Genomic DNA, 26823 nt, shown 5'->3' with positions numbered 1-26823 from the left:
GACCAATACTAATAAATTGATTGATTTAATAGCTAAAGTATTTTAGGTATTTAATTTAAAACGCACAACATTTGCTATTCAGTTTTGAAAGAATTATTCTCGCTCCAAGCGAGTTTTTTTATGCCTTAAAGTTTTGCGAGTATTTTCTTCTGAAAATTACCCCGAACTAATTTTATCGACTACCTGAAATAAATATTTTTAGTATTAAAAAGTATTAGTTATTTTTAAAATTATGTTATAATTTATTTATGATTAAAAAAACAGATAAAAATAAATCAGAAAAAATAAAACTCCATTCATTCAATAATTCGGGTGTTAGCTTAGGAAAAGTTGAAAAGTATAGATATCTTGGATACTATAATGACAAAAATCAAAAAGTGAGTTTGAAAAGTCTCGGAAATGTAAGTGAGCTTGAAAAAATAAATCCAGATTATAAAAATATCATTAAAGAAGTGATTAAAAATAATACAATTAATGATGATTTAGATGCAATAAAAGATAAAATTTTGTACAAATTAAAAAATGGCGAACAATGAGAATATAATCAATTAAATGGTGGAGTCAAAATAATTAAGCAAATACTTAAAAAAACAGGTGTTTTAAGTGTTTTAAAACTAAAAGAAAATGAACTAATAGAAAAAATGTTTCAGTATCAAATTATGAGAAACATCGCAAATCCTGTAAGCATTTATGATGTAGATGAAAAAATAAATGATAATGAAAGATTATTAGATGATACTTTAAAGGAATATGTTAGTGATTTAGATAATATTTTTGAAAGTAAATTGCAAATAATTAATCAAATTCAGAAAATTGCACAAGAAAATAATAACGAGCAATTTTATATTTTTTATAATAAATTTACTAATAGTTTTGAGTATGCTAATCAAGAAAAAAACACAACAATATGTATTTTATTTGATCAAAATAATTTGCCCATTTATTACTCTAAAAATAAAACAAATAAGAATGTTTCAAGTATTTTTGTTAATTTTCTAAATGAATATACAGAAAAAATAGACAACAAAAGAAATTTTATTTTTGTTGTTAAAGAAAATGAAATTAGTGATAAAGAAATAAATTTTCTAGAAGAAAACAACATTAAGCACTTAATTATCCCTAAAGATTTTGAAGATTATAGCGAAGAAAGACCATATTCAAATAAACAAAAAATAACAGAAATTATAGACAGTTTTAATAAACAAATAAATGCTATAAATGTATTTTCAAACATCGTTAGCAATTTATTTGAAGATGATTTATTTCAAGAAAACGAAGGTTTATTAGAATTTAAATTATTAATTTCCTTTATTTCTCTTTTTATCTTGGAGTACATTATTTCTGAATTAAAGAAAAAAGAAATTAAAGAAATAAATAAAATGAAAATAACAGAAAATTCTGTTATTAACACTCTTAAAAAATGTAATTTTGTATTAAAACAAAAAGAAAATAGTAATAATCCACTAGAAATAGAAAAGATGTCAGTCTTAACTAATTCCTATTGAAAAATTTATGATGAAATAGAAAAAAATATATAGCAAAAACCAAAACCTATAAAAGGCTTTGGTTTTTTGTTAATTAATATTTGTTTCTAAATTTGTTGTTTTTGTGTTTTTTGTGAGAATCTATTTTGTCAATTTTTTTATCCATAAATCTCTTTTTGTCTTTTTTAGATTTAGAGAAACCTTGTTTTGATGATTTATTTTTAATAACAACTCCTGGTTCAGGAGAAAGTTTTATATCTTTTTTAGAATTTTTAGAGTTAGCTATGTAATCAGCTAAAATAATTGCAAGTTCTTCAGTATTGAATCTTTGCACTAAATCATCTTTAATGCTTGTATATTTAGCGTTTTTATGTTTTTCAAGGATTTTATCAAAGTTGCTAAATAATCTCTCTTCTCAAGCGTCTTTTAGCTCTTTGTCAGAAGGTATTTCGATTTCTTCAATTACAGAACTTGTTTCATTTGCTATTCTTTCCATGTGAGAAATTTCCTCTGGTTTAACAAATGATAAAGAATAACCTTCTCTTCCCGCTCTTCCTGTTCTTCCGATTCTATGTGTATAATATTCAATTTCTTGAGGTAAATCGAAGTTAATTACTCACTCAACGTGATCAACATCAATTCCTCTTGCCATAACGTCTGTTGCAACTAAAATAGATATTTCTTGCTTTCTGAATTTATCCATTACAAAGCTTCTTTCTCTTTGTTGCATGTCTCCTTGAATACCAGACGCTTTAAAACCAAGTTCTCTTAGAGCGTCTGATAATTCATCAACTCTTCTTTTTGTTCTTCCAAAGATTACTACAGAACCTGGCTTATTTAAATCAAGAAATTTAGTTAGATTTGAAAGCTTAACACCTTCTCTCATTACTGCATATTCTTGTTTGATTGTTGAGTTTGTTGTAAGTCCTTGTGACACAGAAATAACAACTGGATCCGTTGTAATTAATTCTGATAACTCTTTAGTTTTCTTGTCAAATGTTGCTGTAAAAAAGAAGTTTTGACGGTACTTTGGAAGAGCTTTGATAATTCTTTTAATCTCTTCATAAAACCCGATTTTTAACAACTCATCTGCTTCATCTAATGTTAGTGATTTTAGCTCTGAAAAGTCAATTTTAATGTTTTTATTGTTTTCAGAATCCATTAAGTCGTTTAGTCTTCCTGGAGTCGCGATCAAGATGTGTGGTTTATCTTTTATTGTTTGTCTTTGTCTGTCGTAAGAAACACCACCAAGAATTAAACCAACTTTAATTCCAAAGTGCTTCTTTCCAATTCTTTCAAATTGATCGAAAATTTGTGCAGCTAATTCTCTTGTTGGAGCTAAAATAAGGTGCTGTATTTTTTTACTTTCAACATCCGTTTTTTCGATGATTGGAATGGCAAAAGCTGCTGTTTTTCCTGTTCCTGTTTGAGCTTGCCCAATAATATCTCTACCTTCAAGTGCTATGTTAATAACGCTTTCTTGAATTTCTGTAGGCTCGCTAAAACCCATTTCGTTTAGTGAAAGAAACATCTTTTCACTTAATTTTAATTTTTTAAATCCCATGATTTCCTTTGTTTGATATTTTTATATTAATTTAACTAATTGTTTTAGTCATCTAACTTCTTTTATATTTAATTTTCTATATTGTCCTTTTGATAAACTTCCAACATGACTTAGTCCTGCAAATTCTATTCTATTTAAAGATTGAACTTTTCTATCACATAACTCAAAAAGTTTTTTAACGTGGTGATAAGTTCCAACAGAAAGTGCGATTGTGTAAGATTTTGTGTCAACTTGAATAACTTGCTGTAGTGAGGTTGTATTATCGATTTTAACTTTATCACTGTTTAAAAAGTTTAGTTGTTTTTGATCTAAAGGAGCATCGAGTCTTGCTCGATAAACTCTGATAATGTTGTATTTAGGATGAAGAAGTCTTTCAGTTAATTCACCATCGTTTGTAAGTAAAATTGTACCTGTTGTGTTGTAATCTAGACGACCTACTGGAAAGATATAACGATTGTCGTCAATTAAGTCTGTGATCACTGTCCTCCCTTGCGGATCACTTAATGAGCAGATAACTTTTTCTGGTTTATTAAGCATATAATAAACTTTTTCTTGCGAAAATAAAGGTTGCCCATTTACTAAAATTTTGTCTTTAAAACTCGCTTTATCTCCGAGTTGAGCGACTTTGCCATTTATTGTAACAAAGCCGTTTTTGATTAATTCTTCAGCTTTGCGACGTGAAGCAATCCCTGCTTGAGATATGAGTTTTTGAACTCTTTCTTGATTCATAAAACAATTATAAACTTTTTATTTTAAAACAATAGAAAACACGGAAAATTCTTCCGTGTTTGATTACTTTTTGGCTATTTTAGCTCAAAAATTGTTTTAAGTGCCTTGATTTCTTCTTCTGAGGCATGAATTACACCAAATGCAACAGCTTCTACACCTGTGTGAATTGCGATTGTGTTCGGAATTGTAAAGACTTCAATTTTGCTGTTTGAATATTCACTAAACTCAGTAACAATTTCTTCAATTTCGCTGTTTCCTGAGTGAATTACAACACTAACAAAGTCTTTTGGAAAAGCATCAACAGTTTCTTTGTAGTAATTTAATAAAGTTTTTCTGAAAACTCTCCCTTTTCCTTCTTTTTGTAAAGCTCCGTTTTCTAGCTTAATTACAGGAACGATTTTTAATAATTTAGCAATTGAAGCTGCAGCCGGAGAAAGTCTTCCTCCTCTAACTAAAGCATCATTGTGCTTTGGAATTAATAAAAATCTTCCTTCAAAATCTTTTTCCATAATTGCAACAGCTTCTTCAAAAGACATTCCATTTGCAATATTCTTTTTAAATCTTAAAACATCTAAAACAGTTAAAACTGTAACTTTATTAGACTTAATCACGTGTACTTTTGGATTTTGATTAAAAGCAACTTTTAAGTTTGCATATTGTCCAGAAAGTTTTTCACTGATTGGATAAATAACTATTTTGTCATATGTTTTTGATAGTTCTTCAACCATTTCTAGAGCATAACCAATTGGAGTTGATGCTGTTGAAACTTTTGAGTCTTTGTCAATGTATTTTAAAATTTCTCCAGATTCTAAGTCAATACCATCGGCATATTCTTTTCCGTTTGCACTGATGTACAGCGGAAAGAAGAATAAATCCATATTCTTAGCCATTTTTTGTGTTAAACCTGAAGCTGAGTCTACTATAATTGCTATTTTCATAAGTGTATTATATAAAAAAATGCTTAATTAAAAAGAAATGAATCTTTTAAACACTTTTCTTTTCCCTTCATTCTTTTTGTCTTTGTTCTAAAATTTCAGAAATTTTCCTTATTTTTATTATAAATTCTGAATCATCAAAAGGCTTTGTTTCTTGAACGTTAAGTCATAAAATAATTAAATAAAGCACAAGAATTCTGTGTTGAAGTATGTATTCATAATCATAATCATCATATTCATTTAGTAAGATAGTTTCTTGCTCATCGTTCAATCTGCATGATTCAATAAAGTAAGCTAAATCAAAGTGTTTGTCTCCCATTGAAGCATACTCTCAATCTACGATTCAAATTTTGTTGTTTTTGTCTCTAATAATATTTTTAGTCCATAAATCATTGTGTAATGGAGTATCTTTTTTCATGTTTCTAAGAATTAAGTGAATCTTTTTGTAATATTCATTTATTATGTCAATTTTGATATTTTTGTCATTAAGAATCTTAATGTATTTTTTGATTCTTTCAGCATGATTTGAACCTGGGAACTTAATTTTTGTTTTGTGTAGCTTTTTCATTAGTTGAGCAATTTCTTTTAAACTTTGATCACTAACTTCAAATTCCTGACCATCAATTCATTGATATCTCAATGTTGTTTCTGTGTTTTCTTTTAATTCTGGCACAAAGTCAAAAACAGAAAGAATTTGATAATCCATTCTGTGATTTACGCCGATAATATCTTTTTGTTTTTGTTGCAAAAATGTATTATCTTCTTTAAAAGAAATATTTGTATATCCGTCTTTTATTCTTGTTTTCATTTCTAAATTATATAATTATTTCATGAATATTGAAAAAATACCAAAAGAATTTAGAGACAAATTGACTCAAATCACAAAAATCTATTCTGGAAAGCAAAATCACACATATAGTGCCTTTTTAGAAAATCAAAAGGTTCAAATAAGAATTCCACAAAATGACTTCGTTGATTGAGAAAATGAAGCTTATTTTCTCAAAGACAACAAAGACTATATTTTTTATCAAAAAGGATTTTTTGTTAAAAAATGATTCCAAGGAGAACAATTAAATAAAGAACTTTTAAAAAACAAAGAAACAATTCTTTTTAGCAAGCTTAAAGAACTTCAAAATCTAAATAAACCACAACTAAAGGAATTTGACTGAAACATACTCGAAATCAAGGACAAAAAATTTTCTAAAAAGCTTAATAGATACAAAAACGATCTAAAAACAGTGTCTCATGGGGATTTGCGTTTTAAAAATCTCTTAATTAATGAGCAAAACAAAATTAAAATCATTGATTTTGAGTGAGTAAGACTCAATGATCCATATTTTGATTTTGTCTGTTTGCACCTTTATTTAGGAATTTCTAAAAAGAAAATTATCAATTTTTTTGAGCTTAATAAGACTAAATTTGATGATTTTATTTATTTGGTAAATAAATTTAATAAAAATTGAGAAAAAGCATTTTATAAAAGTGGTAAAATTTAAAAATAAAGAAATAGGAGACATATGAAAAAACCAGTTATTTTAACAGTTATTGATGGATTAGGATTAAGAAAGGATACTCAAGGAAACGCTTTTGCAATGGCAAAAACTCCTACTTTTGATGAGTACTTCAAAAACTATCCACACTCAATTATTCAAGCTTCAGAAAACTTTGTTGGTCTACCAAAAGGTCAAATGGGAAATAGTGAAGTTGGACACTTAAACATTGGAGCAGGATTTGTAGTTTACACAGGTCTTTCTTTAATTAACAAAGCTTTAGAAGATAAAACATTTGCAAAAAATGAAAAATTCATGCAAGCTTTTGAAAATGCAAAAAGAACAGATACACCATTGCATGTTATGGGTCTTTTATCAGGTGGAGGAGTTCACTCATTAGAAGATCACTTATTTGCTTTAATTGAAGCAGCTCATGAATACGGAGTTAAAGAATTATTAGTGCACGTATTTGGAGACGGTCGTGATGTTGCACCTCAATCAATCATTTCTTCTCTACAAAAACTACAAAGCATTCTTTCAAAATATGAAGGATACAAAATTGCATCAATTTCAGGAAGATTCTATGCAATGGACAGAGACAAAATGTTTGACAGAGTTGAAAAAGCATATGATGCAATTCTTGGATTTTCAGAACACGTTTTCAGCGATGTTGTTGAATATGTAAACAAACAATACTCACAAGGAATTTATGATGAATTTTTAGTTCCTGCAATCAACTCAAATGTTGCTTTTGATAAATTCTTAAGAAACGGAAATTCTGTAATTTTCTTCAACTTTAGACCTGATAGAGCAAGACAATTATCACACTTAATTTTAAGAACAGATCTATATGACTTTGTTCCAAAAAGAAAAGTACACGTTCATGAATTTGTGTCAATGATGAAATACGAAGGAATTGATACAAAAGTAGCTTTTGAAGAGGTTGAAGTTAAAGAACCAATTGGAAAAGTTATTGAAAAAGCAGGACTAAAACAATTAAGACTTGCTGAAACACAAAAATATGCTCACGTTACATTCTTTATGGATGGTGGAAACGATGTGCAATACAAAAACAGTGAAAGAATAATGGTTCCATCTCTAAAAGTAGAATCATATGCAGATGCACCTCAAATGTCTGCAAAAGAAATTACTGATGAATTACTAGCTAAAGCAAAAAACTTTGATTTAGTAATTATGAATTTCGCTAACCCAGACATGGTTGGTCACACAGGAAACTTAAAATCAGCAATTAAAGCTGTTGAAGTTCTTGATGAGCAACTTGGAAGAATCAAAAAATGAGTTGAAGAAAACAATGCAGTTCAATTCATTACAGCTGACCACGGAAACGCTGAAGTAACAGAAGATGAAAACGGAAAACCGGCTACAAAACACACATCATATCCAGTTATGTTAATCACAACAGATAAATCTCTAAAACTAAAAGATGGAAAATTAGCAAATATTGCACCAACAGTTTTAGATTATATGGGTGTAAAAAAATCCGAGTTTATGACAGAAGAATCGTTAATAATTAAAAAATAAGTAACTCAAACATAGGAAAAAAATAGGAAAATTTGTGTATATTTTCCTATTTTTTTCCTTTTCTAGGCCAAAATTGCGATTTTTTTCTATTCTATAGTGTATGAAAAAGAAATTATTATGATTATTACCATTAGCAATTACTCCTGCATTTCAAGTTGGTGCAAGTGCAATTGTTGATCAAAAAAATAAAGAAATTATCGAAACACAGAAACTTTATGATGCTATAAATTACTCAAAAATCGAAAATGCTCACAAAGACTTAAAAGCAAATAAAATCGCTTTGTTAGTCAATGAAAACGAGTTCCCGAGAAGTGCTTCCAAGGAAGATTCTTTAAGCATAGTTCTGTATACAGAAGCCATTTCTAAAATTTCAAAAGAAACGCAAATAGAAATTTTTTATTTCAAAAACAAAGACGAATTTATCGAAAGTATTAAAAAAATTTCTGAATTAGGTGTCAAAGGGGTTTTAAATCTGTTTTCTAATTTTGAGAAAATAAGTGACGGTGATCACGATGAAATGCTGCAACTACTTGAAAATGGTTCATTGATTAAAGGATGAATCAACTTCTTTGCAGCTTCAACAGACATTAAACCACTTTTAAATAAGCTAACAAATTATGTTTTAGTTGGTTCGATTGGAACATGAGATAAAGGATTTTCTGTTTTAAAACAGGGAGAAATCTCTCAAAAAGATCTTTATGATAACTCTACAAAATCTACAAAGCAAAGTGTTGATTTAGTCGTTTCTTCTAAGGGAATCACCAACACAAAAAACGAAACTACAGAAAATTCCTTTCTTTCCGCTTCAATTGTTATCGCAACTTTCTCAAAATTATTAATCAATGATGCTCAAGATAAAACCAACAATAAAATTTTAAAAGCTATAAATTCTATTTTAAATAGTGCAAAAGAAGTAGAACAATATTGAGAAAAATCCTTCAACAATATGACTTTAGGAGTTGGTGCAGGAATTTTAGATTACAAAGCAGCTTGAGATTCTTATTTTTCAAAAAAATCTGAAAACATACTTTTAACTTACGAAGAAACTAAAAACCGATATGAAAAGGAAATAGATTTAAAAGAAGGTGAAGAATTAAATGCTTCACTCTTTTGGATGATGGAATTAATTGATCCTGAAAAGTATAAATATCATGAATTTTTTCAAAAAATTTCTCCTGCATTTCTTGTGTTAGGTTGAACAGGAGCTGTTGTTTTTCCTTTAGTCTATTGAGGTGTAGAACAGCAATTGGAAATTTTTAAGAGTTTCTCAAATTATGATATTGAACTGCAAATTTTAGATGGAACTTGGCAGACAGTTCAAAAATCAAACTCAATCCTTTCTACTTTTGAAAAAGTTTCTTATAAAGCAACAAGAGACACAAAATTTAAAATTATAGTTTCTGGACTGAACAACTCAAAACTCAAAAACTGGTCACCATATCTAAATGTGTATAAAAAAATTGCCTTTTAAGCAATTTGTCATTTACAAGCCTGAAATAGTGTTTTTTGCAGGAATAGTTGAAGGATCGTGAGTATGGAAAGCCAAAATCATTAGTGTTCCAATTATTCCAATTGCAAAGAAAATCAATGCAATGTATCAGTCTTTTTTGGTGTTATTTCTTAAGTGGATAAATTCAGGGACTAATTCTATTACAACAACAAAAGTTAAAATAGAACCACCAGATGCATTTACAATTGGAATAATTCATCAAGTTTGTCTTAGAACTTGGTTAATGTAAGCTCCAACAAACATAATCGGAATTAGTAATAAAGTTGTTAATAGATTGTAAATTACAGCTTTTTTTACTGTTTGTCCATATTGCACTTGTCTATAGTAAACAATTAATATTTCAATTAAAATATGAATATTAAAAGTAATTATTAGCCCAATATTTAGTTTGTCACCACTTGTGATTCTTGAAACAGTAGCACCTAAAATGAAACCATCAATTGTTCTGTGTGATAATAGTAATAAAATAGCTAATCAAGCTGCTTTAGGATTATCAACATCAGTGAAGCTAATCATGTGATCGTGGTGTCCGTGTTCTTCGTGATCTTTGTGAACATCAACCTTAAAGAATTTTACAAACATGTATCTAACAACAAAAATAGTTGAAATACCTAAAATGGCTCCAGCACCAATTATTCCCATAACTATAAACTGTTCGTTATAAGGGTTTTGGTGTAGTCATTCTTGGTTGAAAAACGCAGGATTATGGAAGCTTTTTTCTAAATTATCATATCCTTCTCTTAAAAATCCTACAGTTCCAATTATCAACAGCATCCCTGCACTTAAGGCATAAAGGTAAATATTTGATGATTTTTTGATTTTTGGTTTAACTACCGCTATCAATAACACAAGTAAAATAGGCACTATTAAAAGTATTGAGATGTAAATTAGTAAATTTACAAAGATAGCTAATTGAAAGTTATCGCCAAAATTTTCTGCTTTAAATGGAAACATATTTTCCTTTCTACATAGATATTATTTTATCAAAATATGCAAATAATTACATTTTTTTAATTTATTATCTTTAAATATCAAAATTTTGAGTATAATTTTTTTTATGTTTAGACCAAAAATACTTTTTATAGATTTAGATGGAACTCTTTTAGACAAAGGAATAGGTGTTTGAGCTAAAATGAGTCAAAAAAATGAAGAAGCTGTTAGAGAATTTTCTAAAACAGGAATAGTTGTTTTATCAACAGGGCGTGTTGTTTCTGATGAAGTTAAAGAAATTGCTAAAAAAGTAAATGCAAAATTTAGCATTTTCCAAAACGGCTCAATCATTTTAGATGAAAATTTCAACGAGATTCAAAACTTGGGTTTCAGTGCTGAATCAGTTCAAAAAATTGTTGACTATCTTAAAAAATACAAATTCACTTTTGCACCAAATCCAGGGAATTTCCTTTATGGAAGAGGTTTTTGAGAAAAAGTATTTTGTAAATTTTCACACTTTGATGCAGCTGATTATGATGATTTTGTTGCTCAAGAAGCTAATAAAATTTTAGTAATTGCAAACTCACAAAAAAGAATTAAAAAGTTTCACAACTACATTGAAGAAAAATATGATGATTTTTTAAATGCTAAAGTAGTTGGAAAAGGGTTTGCAATTGAAGTTACAAGATCTGACTGTTCTAAAGGAATAGCAGCTCTAAAAATTTGTCAAATGTTAAATATTGATCCAAAAGAAACAGCTCATATTGGTGATTCAATGAACGATTCATCAACAAAAGATATTGTAGGTAATTTAATTGCAATGAGAAGCGGATCAAGAAAACTAAAGAAACTTGCTGACCAAGTTGGACCCGCAAAACACTTCGGTGGAGTAGCAAAAATAATCAATTCTTTCCCTAAATAATAAAATGTTGTATAATTTAAATAGTATTTAGGTGGCACCATAGCCAAACGGCCAAGGCATGGGTCTGCAACACCCTGATTACCGGTTCGAATCCGGTTGGTGCCTCCATTTATTTGCGCCCGTAGCTCAATTGGACAGAGTGTTTGGTTACGGCCCAAAAGGTTGGGGGTTCGACTCCTCCCGGGCGCGCCATATCAAAATTGACCATTAAGGGAAAGCAACAGCTTTCCCTTATTTTATTTAAAGGAGTAAAAATGAACAAAATAACCAATTTACACACTTATACAGAGTTTAGCTTTTTAGACTCTACTATAACAATTGAAAAACTTTTTGAATTTGCTAAAGAAAACGAACTGAAAACACTTGCAATTAGTGATAGAAACAATATGTTTGGAGTGCCTAAATTTTTAGAATATGCCCAAAAATACAACATTAAACCCTTGATTGGAGTTGATTTAGATGTTGAGGATTACCGTTTTTTAATTTTTGCCAAAAACTATGAAGGTTTTGTGTATCTTTCAAGATTGATTTCTGCTCAAAATTCATCTGAAGTAGTTTCCATTTCTGAATTAAATAATGAAAATATTATTATTATCGATCACCCAAAATACGGGATTTATGCAACAAAACAGCAAAAATTAGATTTCAAAAATTACTACATAACAACTAATGATCCTTTTGAAGAAAACTCAATTTATGTAAAAGAAAACAAAGTTTTATTTAAACATGAAAACAAAACTTTGCAAGTCTTAAATAAAATTAAGGATTCTCAAGCAAACGAATTTGATCTTTATGAAGACTTTTTAGTAACACAAGAGATTGATTTTGTTGTTGAAAAAAGAATAAACGAAATCATTGATCAAATCAATGTTGTTTTTCCAAAAGACAGAAACCCTTTACCAAAATTTAAAAATGAAGAAAATTTAAGTTCAAACGAGTATTTAAAACAAGTTTTAACAAAAGAGTTTAAAAATAAAAGTGAAGAACTTAAAAAATACCCAGAGGCAATCGAAAGACTTAAATATGAGGTTTCAGTCATCGAAAATCTTGAATTTGCCGACTATTTCTTAATTATTTGAGATTTAATAAAATGAGCTAAAACAAATGGAATTTTTATAGGTCCTGGGCGTGGTTCTGCTGCTGGCTCATTAGTTTCTTATATTTTAAACATTACAGAAATTAATCCCTTAAAATATGATCTTATTTTTGAAAGATTCCTTAATCCAAAAAGAGTTTCAATTCCTGATATTGATATCGATATTCAAGATAACAGAAGAGAAGAATTGATTCACTATTTAATCTCAAAATACGGGAAAAACAGTGTTGCACAGATAGTTACATTTCAAACTTTAGGTGCTAAATCTTCCTTTAAAGATGTTGCTAGAGTAATGGGTGTTTCAGCTTCTGAAGCCAACGAAATTACAAAGCTAATTGATTCAGAAAAAACACTGGAAGAAAGCTTTGAAACAAATGCAAAATTAAAAGCAAAGATCAACTCAAACGAGGTTTATCGTGAAGTTTATGAAATTGCTAAAAAACTACAAGGATTACCAAGACAACACGGAACACACGCTGCTGGAATCATCATTTCAGATCAAGACATTTCTTCCATTATTCCTGTATTAACTGCTGAAAACGGAATTCTTGAAACACAGTTTTCAATGGAGTATTTAGAAAAATTTGGATTGCTAAAAGTTGACCTTCTGGGACTAAGAAATTTAACTGTTATACAGGAAATTATTGATATTTTAGCTCAAAAAACATCTCAAAGAATTGCTTTTGAAAACATCCCAACATATGACATTAGAACAAATGCATTGCTTTCAAACGCTAAAACAAACGGTATCTTTCAATTAGAGTCACCAGGGATGAAAAAAACACTAAAACAAGTAGGAATCAACAGTTTAGAAGATGTTGTTGCTACAATTTCTCTGTTTAGACCTGGGCCACTAAAAAACATCCCAACATATGCTAAAAGAAAAGCAAACCTTGAACAAACTCCTTCGATTTCAGAAGATTATGATCAAATAGTTGCTAAAACTTACGGAATAATTATTTATCAAGAACAAATCATGCAAATAGCTCAAAAAGTCGCTGGAATGTCTTTTGCTGAAGCTGATATTTTAAGAAAAGCAATTTCTAAAAAAGATCACTCTCAAATGATTCAAATCAAACAAGATTTCTTTGATGGTGCTTTAAGCAAGGGGTATAAACAAGAAGTAGTTGAAAAAATCTTTGAGCAAATTGAGTTATTTGCTGAGTATGGATTTAATAAATCACACGCTGTTGCTTATGCTGTATTAGCTTACAAAATGGCTTATTTAAAAACAAACTATGCAATTGATTTTTATACTTCTTTAATCAATAATGCAAACGGTGCTCATGAAACTGTTAAAAAATATGTAGAGGAAGCTCAAAGTTTAGGTTTTATTATTCATCCACCAAAAATCACTGTTTCAGAGAGAAATTGTGTAGTTTTAAATGATAAAGAAATCTATTTACCACTAACTTTAATTAAAGGATTGGGTGTTGTTGCTCTAAATGATATTTTAGAAATTAGATCTAAAAAGCCCTTTATTTCCTTTAGACAAATAATTGTTTTATTAAAAGTTAATAAAGTTGGAGATGCAATAATTAAAACTTTAATAAATGCAAACACCTTCAGTGACTTTGGTTCAATTTCACAGTTATTAATGGAATTTGAAGGTGAAATTTCAAATTACATTAAACTAATCACAGAAAAAGATTCTGAAGGTAACTTAGTAATCAATGAAGAAGTTGCAAAGGTGCTTGAAAAAAACTCACACGTAATCAAAAAGCCTGAAAAATTGAGTGAATCTGAAATTGAACTGCTGCAAAAAAATGAATACAACTACTTAGGAATGGTTTTTGCAAGACAGCAAACAAAATCTTGAGAAGGTGATGTTAAACTTGATGATCTACACCCAGGCAACGAGTATGTTTTAGCTGCTCAAGTTGTTTCTAAAAAGGAAATAACTGACAAAAACGGAAGACTTATGGGAGTTTTAGAAATTAAAGATAGCTCCAAAGCGGTTTCAGCTTTTGTCTTTTATTCACAGTGACCAAAAATTAATCATGTAGAAGTTGGAAAAGTTTATGAATTCAAGATTTTATTAAAAAATGATAGATATTCAATTTATGAACTAAAAAGGGAGATTTATGAAAAATAAAATTTTATTAGTTGATGGTAATTTACTGTTATTTAGATCATATTTTGGAGCTTTCGATGCCACAAAAGTATTGAGTTCAAGCGATGGAAAAGTTCCTACTTTTGCCATAAATACCTTTATGAACGGAATCATTAGTGCTCTAAATTTCACAGAAGCAACACACCTTTATATTGCTTTTGATTCAAAAGAAAAAACACCAAGACACGAAAAACTAGAGGACTATAAAGCAGGAAGAAAAGCTGCCCCAGATGATCTTTGAATTCAGTATGAGTGAATCAAAAAATTACTTGAAAACCTTGGTCTTGTTTATCAAAACATTCCAACCTTTGAAGCTGATGATCTTGTAGGAACGCTTGCAAAAAGATTTTCAAACCAAAATCACGAAGTTATTGTTTTTTCTCAAGATAAAGACCTTCTACAGCTTGTTGATCAAAACATCTCTGTTTTAATTAAAAAAGGCGGTGATTTTGAGTACAAAAACATTAATAATTTCTTTGAAAACGAAGGAATTATGCCTCATCAAGTGCCTGATTACAAAGGAATTGCGGGTGATACCTCTGATAATCTAAAAGGTGTGATTGGAATCGGTGAAAAAGGTGCTAAAAAATTATTAAATGATTTTTTAAGTCTTGAAAACATCTATTTAAATTTGGATAAATTAAGCCCTAAAATTTCTCAAAAACTTACAGAAAGCAAAGAAAACGCCTTTTTATGTAAAGAAATTGCAACTTTAAATCTTGAAGCTCCAATTGACTACTGTTTAGATGATTTATTAATAAATCCAAAATGAAGTGATGAACTGCAACAAAATTTAGCTTATTTAGGATTTATAACCTTAAAAAGAAAACTGAAAGATATTTATGATCGCTATAATCGGTAAATATGGCTCTGGTAAAACTACTTTTTTAAAAAAAGTTGAAACTTATGGTTATAAAGTGCTTTATAGTGATGAATTTTATAAACAAAGCTATTTAACACCAAATGAAAGTTATAAACTAATAAAAGAGCATTTAGGTGAAGAATTTGTTGATTCTGAGCAAGTAAACAAAGAAAAAATAAGAGATTTTTTATTAGAAAATCCTAAAAACAGAGACACCTTGGAAAAACTAATTTATCCTGTTCTTGAAAGGCATTTAGAAAGCAATAAATACGATTTTGTAGAAATCCCAAATTTATTTACAAAAAATGCAAATTTTGAGCGTTTTTTTAGCAAAATTGTAAATATTGTTGCACAAGATGAGCAAAGAGAAAAAAATATTAAAAACAAAGGTGTTAATACTAAAATTTCTAACCTTAATAACTCTCTAAACTCCCTACAAATAGGGAAAAATGTTGTCAATATTTCGTGAAAAATGATAGAAAAAAAAGACTTTTTTGAGACTTTTTTTCAAACTATTTTTAATCTATAATAAAATAGTTTTACAAGGAAAAAGAGGTGAGAAATGTTTAACGTTTTTAAATTAGAAGCTGAAAGAAAAATTACTGATTATGATATTGAATTAATCAATGCTTTTTATTTACCATTAGTAGGAGCAAGTGCAGCTACTTTATATTCTTTTTTACACTCAAAATTGAAAGAAAATAACTATAATTGTGAAACTGTAGTTGATAAAGTAGAATTATTTAGTTCATTAGGTATTAAAGAGACAAGATTTGAAAAATCTAAGCAATTTTTAGAAGCTGTAGGACTTGTGAGAACATTTTTCTCTAATTTTTACAATGACACAATTATTAGTCTTAAAAAACCAATGGAGTTAGAAACAATTTTAAAAAACAAATTGCTTTGTGGCAAAATTGAAAAGAAAATAGGTAAAACTCCTTTTGAAAAGCTAAAAAGCAAATTTACAATTAAAACAAATAATAAAGATGAATACGAAGATCAAAGTGCAAAATTTTTAGATATTTTCCCAATCGAAGAGCAAAATAATCACTTTAATACTTCAGAAATAAGTTTATTGGACATTCAACAAAAAGATCAAGCTCAAAAAGTGTATGATACAGAAACTTATATTCGTTTTTTAACAAAAGCAGAACCAAAACCTTCTTTAGTTAATAAGATCAATAGCTTCTCTGAAATCTTTGATCAACAAGCACTAAATGAAATTATTTTTTACTGCCATGAAGTTGATAAAACTAAAGCAATTAATCCAAGATATTTTGAAACAATTGCTAAAGACTTAGAAAAGAAAAATATCAAAGATGCTACTGATATTAAAAGCGAATTACAGGAAGTTTTAAGTTATAAAAGAGCAAAAAAAGTTGATGTTTTAAAGAAAACAAAAATCGAATCTACAGGTCAAACAAGCATTTTCGACACAGAAAGCTTTGATGAAGAGCCTGCCAAAACAGTTGATTTAGAAAACTTATTTAAACTACTTGATAACGGACATGATAATTAATGACTGATAAAACTCAATTATTAGGTGCTTTAGCTAAAGCTGCTAATTTAGACAAAAATGTTGAAGATATAATCGAAAAAGAAACATCAAAAATTTTGCAAAAAATTTCTCAAAACAAAGAAGCTATAAAAATAATCAAAGCCGAAAAAATAACAAAAAAAGAATTAATTGAAAATATTGATATTTTTGTGGACTTAATCGAATCTAAAAATGATTTCAAAAAAGTCTTAAAAAGAGATGAAAACGGAAATCTTAAGGCTGTTTTTGTCTCTAGTGAGCAAAGAAAAAAAGACTTGTATAAAAAGAATTTTTGATTAACCTCAATCACAAAAATGAACTTTGATTTAGACATCAAAGACTTGATTAATGAAAACAAAAAAGGAGAAGAACTGAATGAAGTTTTCTCTCGTTTTCAAAATATTTTGCAAAAAGATGTAATTTTTGAGCCAATGTATTTATATGGTGGTTTAGGAGTTGGAAAAACAACTTTTCTACAGGCGATTGCTGTATATTTTGCAAAGCAAAAAAACAAAACAGTTGCATTTTTAAATGCTTCTGAGATGTGTAATTATTTTTTATCTTCCATTGGTGATGACAAAGTAAGTATCAATGATGTTATTGAAAAACTTAAAAAAGTAGATTTTCTGTTTATTGATGATATTGGTGCTGAAAAAATTAGTGGTTGATTTAGAGATAATGTTTTATTTTCAATTTTAAATCATAGAGTTGAAAATAAAAAATACACTTCATTTAGCTCGAATTTTAGCCAGAAGCAATTAATAGAAATTCAAGCTACAGAAACCAAAAATAATACAAAAGAAACATTGAGAGCAGAAAGACTTGTAGAAAGAATTCGTTCTTTAGCAAAAGAATACAAAATCACTGGAAAAAATTTAAGACACAAATAAACAAATCAAACAAAAAAGACTTAACAAATTGCTGTTAAGTCTTTATTTTTGCCTATTTTCTTTTTGTTTTGAAGATTTCTTCACCTAATTTTTTGTATTCTTTAATGTTATCTCTAAGAATTTCAAAAGGTTGGTTGTAGAGTTCTGGATCTTCTAAGTTAATATCAATATCTTTTAGAATTTCTAATGGTGGTTTGTGTCCTCCGGCTGATAAAAATTTATCAATATAAACATTTAGAGCGTCTTTTTGACCATTTTTATATCTATTAAAGATTGTATAAGCAACTAAAAATCCAATTGCATATTTATAGACATAAAAGCCATAGTAGAAGTGAGGAACAATAACAGAATAGATTGATGATTTAGACTTTTTGAGTTTGTTTTTTGTGTATTTTTGAGCAACTTCGTTGTAAAGAGACTCAAAATCACTGTAGTTAGCAAAAGGAATATTTTGATCTATTCTTGAGTATAGTTCATATTCATAATTTGCTCACATTGTTTGTTTAAAAACTGTCCCTTGGAAGTTTTTAATCATTTCAGAAAGAATTTGGAATTTAAATTCTTTGTTTTTAGAAGTTTTTAAGAGGTAGTCATTGAGCATCAATTCATTAAAAATTGAAGCAATTTCAGCTAAAAATATAGGGTATTCAGCTTTTTGATAAGGTTGCTTTTTGTTTGAGAAATAAGAGTGCATTGAGTGACCCATTTCATGAGCTAAAGTAGAAACAGAATCAAGAGTGTAGTTTCAGTTCATCAAAATAAACATTTTATCTAAACCATAAGTGTCACCAATTGAATAAGCTCCACTTACTTTATTATCAACGCTCATATAATCGATTCAATTTTCATCAAAAGCCCTTTTAGAAACTTCTATGTATTCTTTTCCTAAAGGCTCAATAGCTTTTAGATAAATATCTTGAGCTTCTTTAATACTGAATTTATTTTTAGAAGAAGTAAGATCTACAGAAGCATCATAAACTTCTCTTTTTTCATTAAATTTAGCTTTAAAAAACTTGTCTTGCAGCTTCGAAAATACAGAAAATTCCCTTTTAAGAGAAGAAACATTTTTAAATAATTGCTCTAAAATTGAAGTTTTCATTTTGTCTTCATAGATCAACATTTCAATAGAAGAATTATAGTTTCTTAACTTCGCGTCAGTTGATGCTTTATAGAAATGATCTTTTAGAAAAAGAGAAAGAGTTTCTTTATTTCTATAAAAACCATCTAGGTAATTTTGATAATTAGTTTTTCTTACTTGACGATCTTTGTTTTTAGCATTTTGAGGATAAGTTCCTTCTGTAATTTTGTATTTTTTCCCACTTGAACTTATTGCATAACCAAAGTCAATTTCTGAGTTTGTTAGAGTATTAAAAATGTTTGAAAGATCACTTTCTCCCTTTGCAGCTTTAATTAAGTAATCTTCAATTTGATCTGGTAATTTATGTTTTTTGTATTCAATTAAGTCTTCAATTTCGCTTTTGAATAAAGAAAAACTTTCTAAATCTTTTCATTTAGATAATTTTTCTAGATTTTGATAAGCTCTATTTAATTCAGATCCATTTTCTTTTTGAAATTCATTAACTTTTAGCTCAAAATCAGCAATTAGTTTGTTGATTTTTTCATCAACAACATTAAGAGAACTTTTGTTTGATAGATAGTTAAAAATTCTGTTATAGAGCAAATCATTTTCTTGTTCTAATTTTTTAAATTCAAGAAATTTTTCAGGTGATTCGTATTTTGAATCTTTGTATTTAAGTTCTTGATAAATTTGTTTTAGGTATTTATCAATTAAATTTTCAATTGTGTCATTTTCTAAAAGAGAATCTAAATCAAATCTATATTTTTGAGGAATATCACTGTATTTTTTATAAAATTTCACTTTAAATTATTTCTTTCAGAATTCTTCAAGTAATTTTTTAACTTGTTCTTCGTTGTCTGCTGCAATAGCTTTGTGAGCTAATTCATGTGCTTGTTTGAAATCAATTTCAGAAATTAATTTTCTTGCTTCAAGAATACTTGTTGAAGACATTGAAAATTCATCTAATCCCATTCCTAAAAGTAAAGGAATTGCATTAACATCTCCTGCCATTTCTCCACACATTCCAGCTCATTTTCCTGCTCTGTGTGCTCCATCGATTGTCATTTTAATTAGTTTTAAAATTGATGGGTTTAATGGTTGGTAAAGGTATGAAACTTTTTCGTTCATTCTATCAGCAGCCATTGTGTATTGCATTAAGTCGTTTGTTCCGATTGAAACAAAGTCAGCGTATTTACAGAATTGTTCTGTTAAAACAGCAGCAGCAGGAATTTCAACCATCATTCCAACTTCGATTTTGTCTGAAACTTTGTGTCCTTCTTTTTTAAGTTGTGCAAACACTTCTTCATAGATTGCTTTAGCAGCCTTAAATTCATCAATTGTTGCGATCATTGGGAACATAATTGCAAGGTTTCCAAAAGCAGACGCTCTAATTAAAGCTCTTAATTGTGTAACAAAAGTTTCTTTTTTATCAAGTGATAATCTGATAGCTCTGTATCCTAAGAATGGGTTCATTTCTTCTGGGAATTTGAAGTATTTTAGAGTTTTATCTCCACCAATATCAAGTGTTCTTACAACAACTTGTTTTCCTTGCATTTTTTCTAAAACAGCTTTATAGCTTTGGAATTGTTCTTCTTCTGAAGGTCAGTTTTCTGCATCCATGTATAAAAACTCACTTCTAAATAGTCCAACAGCATCTGCTGTGAATTTTAGCGCACCTTCAACATCGTTTACAGAACCAATGTTTGAAGCGATTGTAACTGTTTTACCATCTTTTGAAACAGAAGGTTTGTTTAAGAATTTTTCAAGTTCTTTTTTGTGGTTTAAGTAGTCTTCGTATTCTTTTTTGAATTGAGCAATTTCTTCTTGAGAAGGGTTAATAATTGCTTTTCCACTCTCTCCGTTCATTGCAACTACATCACCATTTTTTACTAATTCTGTAATGTTTCCTAAACCTAAAATTGCAGGAATTTCTAGACTTCTTGCCATAATTGCAGAGTGAGAAGTTCTCCCTCCAATGTTTGTTAAGAATCCTTTTACAAATTGTTTGTTTAGTTGTGCTGTATCTGAAGGTGTTAAGTCTTCTGCAACAATGATTGTTTCTTCGTTAATTGTTGTTAAATCAACTACTTCAATGTTTAAAATAGCTTTAATAATTCTTGAGCTAACGTCTTTAATATCTGCTGCTCTTTCTTTCATGTAAGCATCATCTACTTGTGAAAAGAAATCATATTGCATTTGAGCAACTTGATTGTATGAAAATGCTGCATTGTATTTTTCATTTCTAATTAAGTTTTCTGCTTCACTGAATGTTACAGGGTCATTAGCAATTAGAATGTGAGCTTCAAAAACTTCAAGTTCTTCAGCTTTTAGAGTTTTTGATGCAACTTCTTTAATTTTTTCAATTTGTTTAACAGCTTTTTCAATAGAACTTTGTAAAAGAGCTATTTCTTTTTCTACATCTGTAATTTTGTTATCTTTGATTTCAATTTTTGTTTCTTCAATTTTAAAAATTTTTGCAATTGAAACACCGTTTGATGCTCCAATACCTTTTATTTTGTGTGACATTTTTTCTCCATTTCTCTTTTTTAATATAACTAATTATGTACATTATAATTATACAAAAAAAAGCCTATTTTCCTTATTAATAGAGAAGTTTTTGGCAAAAATCGTAAATGATAAGACCTTTTTGGCTTTAAATGACTTTTTTGAGAATAGATTTATATTCTTTAAAGCGAGTTTTTGAAGAGTGATTCAAAAAAAACAGACTCAAAAATTCTGATGTAAATTTTTTGTCATTTTTAGCAATTCTTGTAATTTTCTTTAAAAAATAAGATTTTTTTAGCCCATTTAGTCTATTTTTGGTAAAAATAGCAACTAAATTGGTATTATTTAAATAATAAAATATATTTTTGAAAGAAGGAAAAAGTGAAGATTAAAAAAATAAAATCTTTAGTAAGTATTTTATCTATAACAGCAATTTCTACACCATTTTTTATAGCTTGTAGCAATAATAATGCAGCTGTTGAAAATAAAGAAATCAAATTAAATAATTTAGTTTTTAAGGAACTAACAACAGATTCAGTTAATATCGAGTTTTCTTTAGCTAATTTTGATCTAAAAGCTACTGAAATTTCTAAATTATCTTTTAAATTAAACAACAAACTATATAGCTTTGAAAATATCAAAATCTTTAATAATCTTGTGTATCAAAAAGTTGCAGATTTAAACCAAAACACAGAATATTCCCTTTCTGAACTTAAAATTAATGGCAAAGCTATTGCTATTAATCCTGAGATTTCTAGAAGTTTTAAAACTTTAACAGAGGACTTATCTACAGTTAATAAAATTGAATACAATGAATTAAGTTATGATAAAGTTAATGTTAAAGTTTATTTAAACGCAACTACAAATGAAGAAGATATTAAGCTTAAGTTAAACAAAAGATACTATAAAGTTATTTCAAATAATGGTTCGGTTTTAAGTTTTTACCTTTTTGATTTAAGTCCAGATACAGAATACACAATTGAAGAATTATTAATTAAAGACAAACCTATTTCTTTAGGTTTAGCTAACAAAACTTTTAGAACACACCCAGCACCAAGTGTTGATTATGTTTCTGTAAAAAGCTTTTATTTAACAGAAGCAAGTGATATTAATATAGCAAAATTACACTTTGTTTTAAGAGATGAAGAAAACGAAATGGTAGGTTCTGAAACTGAATTAGTTTATTATGATAAACAAGAACCAAACATTGAATTTAAGGTTGTTGCTAAAGTTATCTTAGAAAATGATGAATCACACATTTATTTTGATCTAAACAAAAACTTTAAAACAAATCACAACTATGCAGTTAAGAGTCTAAAATCACTTAAAGCAGAAACAACTTTAAGATCAAAATTGAGTCCAAATAAAGTTATTTATGAATCTTCCAATGGTTATGAGTTTGGAAATGAACTCAAAATCATTGCAGCTAACTACAATTCTATTTCAAAAAGTATTAATTTAAAATTTAAGAAAACAAACTTAAATTTAGCATCTAAAACACTAAATTTAAGTTTTAAAAATCTAAGTGATACTGTTTCAAAAGCATTTATTTTAAACTCAAACGACATTGAAGCTAATGATCTTGTTTTAAAATGAGCAAGTACTTATAAAATCGCTGATCCAATAATAAACAACAAGCCTTTAGATAATTTCAATCCTAATAACATTGAAATTATTGTTCCTCAAGATACAAGAAAAGTAGAAGTAGGAAGTTTTAGAGTTGCAAAAATTAGCCCTAATTCAGCAACTCTTAAAGTTGTTTTAGATGATCCAGATCATCTAATAACAAAAGACACAAGATTTATTGCTTTAGTAGGAAGCGAATCTCATGTTGGTGCACTATCTCAAGACTCAAATAGTTGAGAATTAACTTTTAATTTAAATAATCTAAATGAAAAAACAAGCTATTCACTAATGCCAATTAGCTATAGTTTTGAGTCTGAACAAAGAAGCGTTCAAAATTCTCAAAACCTTGATTTATCCTTTATGACGCAAGCTCAACAAACTTCATTGAGTTCTATTTCTTTATCAAATAACTCAATCACATTACCTGAAAATTCAATAACTGTTTTCTTTTCAGTTGATCAATTATTAGATAATGAAGTTTCTCAAAAAGCAAGAGTTTCCTTTGTTAAAGAAAAAGATAAAAGTGTTGTAAATTCACAAGAAATTACTTTAGAAAAAGATAAATTTAGTTATGAAGCAACATTCAGCAACTTAACTGAAGGACTTTATACTTTATCTAAAGTAGAAGTCTTTAAAAATGGAAATTGAACTGAAATCAACAAAGGAAACTTTAAGACTGTTTTCAATGTGGAAGCTGAAAAAGTTGCCGATAATACAGGAATTCCCTTTAGTCCAGAAAACGCAGATGAGCATGTTAATATCTTTAAGTTACAAAATGCCAACAAAATAATCCAAACAGAAGAAAACGTACAAACATATACAGAACAAGCACTGAGCGAATCTGCTTTAAGTTCAAAAGCAAACTACACAAGCTATTTTGCAATTAAAAATGCAAAACCACAAAAAGATCAAAGCAGTGATAAAGAATCAACTTCAAACCTTCTAAAAGATCAAATTTTAATTAATACAATCGCTGTTCAAAATGACGCTGTAAACATAACTCTAAACAATACAACAAACAAAAGCATCACCAGTGCAAGGGTTTTAGTAAAAGGATGAGATCACTTAAGTCCATGAACAAAATGAATCAGCACTTCCGTTTCTTCAAATAACTTAAGTTTTAATACTTCTCAATTAACTAAATATCAAAGTAAATTCGTAATAACTCAACTTGAAATTAATAACCATGATAGAGTTGATTATGATATTGCTTCAAACTATATTTTTGATGTTACTATGCCTAATCTAAATAACTTAAATATTTCAAATTTTGAAGTATTTAAAGATGAAGCAAACAAAAAACTTTATGGTTCTTTAAGTCTAAATTGAACAAGCGAACAACTGCAAAACTTATGAGACAAAGTATTTGTTTTAAAATTTGATGTTGATAAACAGGTGTTTGTGCCTAAAACCGATATTTTTGGTGGGACAAGTAATGAAGAACAGAAATTTGATCTCGCACACACTATTCAACCTTACAAAAAAATCTATGTCAACTTTGATGATCTAGCTAAATTTAGTATGGATGGATTCCAGGAAAAAATCAGATACACCTTAAGTTCTATTGATATTGTAAGTCCTAACAGCTTCATTAATTTAATTCCAAGAATTGATACTAAAACACAGAATAAATCCTTTGTTTATTCACTAAATTGAGCTAATGAAAACATTCAACTCAGAAACCTTTTACAAACAAATACACAGGATAATTCTGTAAATTCTAATTTAGCTTCTGATAAATTAGACATCACTAAAAAAGACTTATATGCAATAGCCAATAACTCAAAACCTGCTTCAAGTTCAAGAAGACCTAAAAAATCTCAAACACAACCAGATACCAAAAATCTAATTAAATACTCATTAAATAACTTCAATACTTTATTAGACTACAACTTTAATAGATACAACCAACAATTAAGATATAAAAATGTAAAAGAAGATGACAAAGCGCCTACAAAAGAATTTAAGTTAATTAAAAACAATGTAGTTCAAAAAATGCATTGATTCCAACCTTCTGAAATTCTTGCAAACACTTTATTTAAAATTTATGAGAACAAATCAAAAGCAACTATTACAAAAGACTTAAGTAGCATTGTTGGATTAAATGAATCAAATTATGATGATACAATCATTTGATTAACTTTTGAACTTGATCTAAATCCAAGAACACCGCAAGACTGAACAGAATTTAATGATATTGTTTCAAGAATTAGAATTCCTGTTGGACTTTCAAAGCTAAAAGAAAAATCAAAAATTGAAGATGTTGATTTCATGTTTGATTACTTTGCTCAAGATTCAACTTATCAACAAGAATTGTTTAACAAAATCAAATCAAACATCAGATTTGATTTAAGCTTAACAAACAATCAATTGCAACTTGATCTTAAAACAAGAAACAATGATATTTCCTTCAACAATGAAGTTTGATTCCACAACAACTCTTCAAAACGTTCAGCATTTATTAATGTAGCTACAATGTTTGTAAATTGAGTACAACCAGAAACAGAAACACAAAAAAGACTTTCATTTAAAGAAACAAGAAAAGTTGATGCCCTTTCAATTCAAGGACATCAGACTGGTTATAATGATACTTATGAAATCAAAACATTAGCCCCTTCTCAAGATACTTACAGAAACGAACAACTGCTCGATCCTAAAACTCCGGCAGACGAAACAAGAACTCGTTTATATCTTGAAAACGAATCAAAAGGAATTGAGGAAGCAAGAAAAAGACTCTTTTCAATGTGAGCTCAAAGTGATGGAACTTGAAATATCATTGGAAAAATTAACAATGATTCAAATGATTATCGTTTCTATACAGTAGCAAACTACCACGTTTGAGATACAAACAGATCTGAAAAATCTGGAATTGCTGATAAGTCTCAAAGTGCTTACGGTAGAGAAGTTCTTAAAAACAAAATTATTGAATTAGTAACTTCAACACCACTAAATAAAAACGAAATAGCAAATCCAATTTCTCCTATCTATAAATATGCTCCTGAAACAGAAGGTGGAAAAGAAAGAGAAAAAACAATTCCACTTTTAGGTAATATTTTTGAGTTTAATCCAAAAGGAAATCCAATCGAAGATGAAAACAAAATTCATTTTGAAATGTTTTCTGATTTCAGTAGTTCATTAGAAAATCCATTTGGAAAACAATATGACAACATGGGAGAAGTTGTTGAAATAGAAAAAAATGAAAACGCTGAAAAACAAAAAGAAATCAATAGAGAAAAAATCATTGATATGGTTGTTGCAATTGTAGATCTAAAACCAATTTTCAATAAATTCCAAAATGTTGATTTAGATACTTATGTTCACAATGGCAAAAAACTGGAACAAAGAGAGAAAAATGCAATTAAGAGATTTTTAGATTTCAAAAATCTAAAACCTCTTAAACAATCTGATTTAGGTAAATATATTAATACTTATTCTAACCTTAATTTCTATATGGGTTCAATTCCTAAAGATAAAGTTCCTGTAAATCCAGAAAGCACATATGAAGCAAGATATCGTGAATATCTATATGGATACAATGGATTTAAAGTTGTTCGTTCTCCTCAAGGAGGAGTTGTTTATGCTTCAAGACCTTCAATTAAATTAGAAGCACAAAACATCGATTTATATAGTGGTTCTTCAAGTTCAGGAACATACGATCACGAAGGAAAACTAATAGGAATTGATACAAACGGAAATCTAAATACTTTTTCTAACTTTGTAATAGCAGACACACAAAGATTCTCATTTATGGGAACAGAAACAAATATTTATAACCCAAACACTTTTTATAATAAAGTTAAAAAAGTTAGCTATCTCTATCCAAATAAATACAGTGATATTTATAAAGAAGAAAAACAAAAATAACACAAATTCCTGTATAAAAGTCAAAACATTATCAATAATTGGTAATGTTTTTTGTTTTCTAAAGGAGAGAAAAGTACTGAAAAACAAACACTCATAACAGACAAAACAAAAATAAGGATTTAGCTATATTAAGTAAAGGCTTTGTT

General features: G+C 28.3%; 18 protein-coding genes and 2 tRNA genes. 13 read left to right on the top strand and 7 right to left on the bottom strand.

The window, feature by feature from the left end:
- Positions 1–248 precede the first annotated feature (248 nt).
- Positions 249–1538: a hypothetical protein gene (locus JV122_RS01470; RefSeq protein ID WP_205842738.1), complete on the top strand. Its 1290-nt coding sequence runs from the start codon at positions 249–251 to the stop codon at positions 1536–1538.
- A 40-nt stretch (positions 1539–1578) separates the two neighbouring features.
- Here JV122_RS01470 and JV122_RS01465 read toward each other — a convergent pair whose 3' ends face one another.
- The 4 genes from JV122_RS01465 to JV122_RS01450 all read right to left on the bottom strand — a co-directional run bounded on the left by JV122_RS01465 (position 1579) and on the right by JV122_RS01450 (position 5520).
- Positions 1579–3048 (bottom strand): DEAD/DEAH box helicase, encoded by a 1470-nt coding sequence (locus JV122_RS01465; RefSeq protein ID WP_205842737.1) that lies wholly within the window; start codon positions 3046–3048, stop codon positions 1579–1581.
- Between the two features lie 21 nt (positions 3049–3069).
- The gene (locus tag JV122_RS01460; protein WP_205842736.1) at positions 3070–3777 is read right to left on the bottom strand and encodes a pseudouridine synthase; all 708 of its coding nucleotides are present in this window, start codon (positions 3775–3777) and stop codon (positions 3070–3072) included.
- A 74-nt stretch (positions 3778–3851) separates the two neighbouring features.
- A complete protein-coding gene (locus JV122_RS01455; RefSeq protein ID WP_205842735.1) occupies positions 3852–4715 on the bottom strand; it encodes a DegV family protein in 864 nt (287 codons plus the stop codon).
- A 46-nt stretch (positions 4716–4761) separates the two neighbouring features.
- Complete coding sequence (locus JV122_RS01450) at positions 4762–5520, bottom strand: phosphotransferase family protein (protein WP_205842734.1); 759 nt, start codon at positions 5518–5520, stop codon at positions 4762–4764.
- Between the two features lie 22 nt (positions 5521–5542).
- Here JV122_RS01450 and JV122_RS01445 point away from each other — a divergent pair, with 22 nt between their 5' ends.
- The 3 genes from JV122_RS01445 to JV122_RS01435 all read left to right on the top strand — a co-directional run bounded on the left by JV122_RS01445 (position 5543) and on the right by JV122_RS01435 (position 9215).
- Positions 5543–6208, top strand: coding sequence for a phosphotransferase family protein (locus tag JV122_RS01445; protein ID WP_205842733.1), 666 nt, complete (start codon positions 5543–5545; stop codon positions 6206–6208).
- Between the two features lie 21 nt (positions 6209–6229).
- A complete protein-coding gene (gene gpmI, locus JV122_RS01440; RefSeq protein ID WP_205842732.1) occupies positions 6230–7744 on the top strand; it encodes a 2,3-bisphosphoglycerate-independent phosphoglycerate mutase in 1515 nt (504 codons plus the stop codon).
- Positions 7745–7844: 100 nt separating this feature from the next.
- Positions 7845–9215 (top strand): hypothetical protein, encoded by a 1371-nt coding sequence (locus JV122_RS01435; protein ID WP_205842731.1) that lies wholly within the window; start codon positions 7845–7847, stop codon positions 9213–9215.
- A gap of 12 nt (positions 9216–9227) precedes the next feature.
- On the opposite strand, the gene JV122_RS01430 is transcribed toward JV122_RS01435, so the two are convergent.
- Complete coding sequence (locus JV122_RS01430) at positions 9228–10208, bottom strand: ZIP family metal transporter (protein ID WP_240463387.1); 981 nt, start codon at positions 10206–10208, stop codon at positions 9228–9230.
- A 103-nt stretch (positions 10209–10311) separates the two neighbouring features.
- Here JV122_RS01430 and JV122_RS01425 point away from each other — a divergent pair, with 103 nt between their 5' ends.
- From JV122_RS01425 to JV122_RS01390, 8 genes are all read left to right on the top strand, one after another.
- Complete coding sequence (locus JV122_RS01425) at positions 10312–11106, top strand: HAD-IIB family hydrolase (RefSeq protein ID WP_205842730.1); 795 nt, start codon at positions 10312–10314, stop codon at positions 11104–11106.
- A gap of 33 nt (positions 11107–11139) precedes the next feature.
- Positions 11140–11214: transfer RNA gene (locus JV122_RS01420), tRNA-Cys, on the top strand.
- A gap of 7 nt (positions 11215–11221) precedes the next feature.
- Positions 11222–11298 (top strand) — tRNA-Arg (locus JV122_RS01415).
- Positions 11299–11360: 62 nt separating this feature from the next.
- Positions 11361–14297, top strand: coding sequence for a DNA polymerase III subunit alpha (gene dnaE, locus JV122_RS01410; protein WP_205842729.1), 2937 nt, complete (start codon positions 11361–11363; stop codon positions 14295–14297).
- Positions 14287–15177, top strand: coding sequence for a 5'-3' exonuclease (locus JV122_RS01405; protein ID WP_205842728.1), 891 nt, complete (start codon positions 14287–14289; stop codon positions 15175–15177). The genes dnaE and JV122_RS01405 overlap by 11 nt, the downstream gene beginning before the upstream one ends.
- Positions 15158–15706: a dephospho-CoA kinase gene (gene coaE / locus JV122_RS01400; protein WP_205842727.1), complete on the top strand. Its 549-nt coding sequence runs from the start codon at positions 15158–15160 to the stop codon at positions 15704–15706. The genes JV122_RS01405 and coaE overlap by 20 nt, the downstream gene beginning before the upstream one ends.
- Positions 15707–15739: 33 nt before the next feature.
- Positions 15740–16696, top strand: a complete 957-nt coding sequence (locus tag JV122_RS01395; RefSeq protein WP_205842726.1) for a DnaD domain protein — start codon at positions 15740–15742, stop codon at positions 16694–16696.
- Positions 16696–17604, top strand: coding sequence for a DnaA ATPase domain-containing protein (locus tag JV122_RS01390; RefSeq protein WP_205842725.1), 909 nt, complete (start codon positions 16696–16698; stop codon positions 17602–17604). Before JV122_RS01395 ends, JV122_RS01390 begins: the two co-directional genes overlap by 1 nt.
- Positions 17605–17656: 52 nt before the next feature.
- Here JV122_RS01390 and pepF read toward each other — a convergent pair whose 3' ends face one another.
- Together pepF and ptsP are read right to left on the bottom strand one after the other, a co-directional pair.
- Complete coding sequence (gene pepF / locus JV122_RS01385) at positions 17657–19483, bottom strand: oligoendopeptidase F (protein WP_205842724.1); 1827 nt, start codon at positions 19481–19483, stop codon at positions 17657–17659.
- Positions 19484–19489: 6 nt separating this feature from the next.
- Positions 19490–21208 carry a phosphoenolpyruvate--protein phosphotransferase gene (gene ptsP, locus JV122_RS01380; protein ID WP_205842723.1) on the bottom strand — a complete coding sequence of 573 codons (1719 nt, stop codon included), beginning with the start codon at positions 21206–21208 and terminating at the stop codon, positions 19490–19492.
- A gap of 360 nt (positions 21209–21568) precedes the next feature.
- Here ptsP and JV122_RS01375 point away from each other — a divergent pair, with 360 nt between their 5' ends.
- On the top strand, positions 21569–26677 hold the full coding sequence (locus JV122_RS01375; RefSeq protein WP_205842722.1) for a hypothetical protein: 5109 nt from the start codon (positions 21569–21571) through the stop codon (positions 26675–26677).
- The last annotated feature ends 146 nt before the right edge of the window (positions 26678–26823 follow it).

The organism is Mycoplasma procyoni (assembly GCF_017052595.1).
Taxonomy (GTDB): Bacteria; Bacillota_I; Bacilli_A; order Mycoplasmatales; family Metamycoplasmataceae; genus Mesomycoplasma_A; species Mesomycoplasma_A procyoni.
Note: the sequence above shows the minus strand (reverse complement) of the source record. Positions and strands in the feature narration are given on the sequence as shown.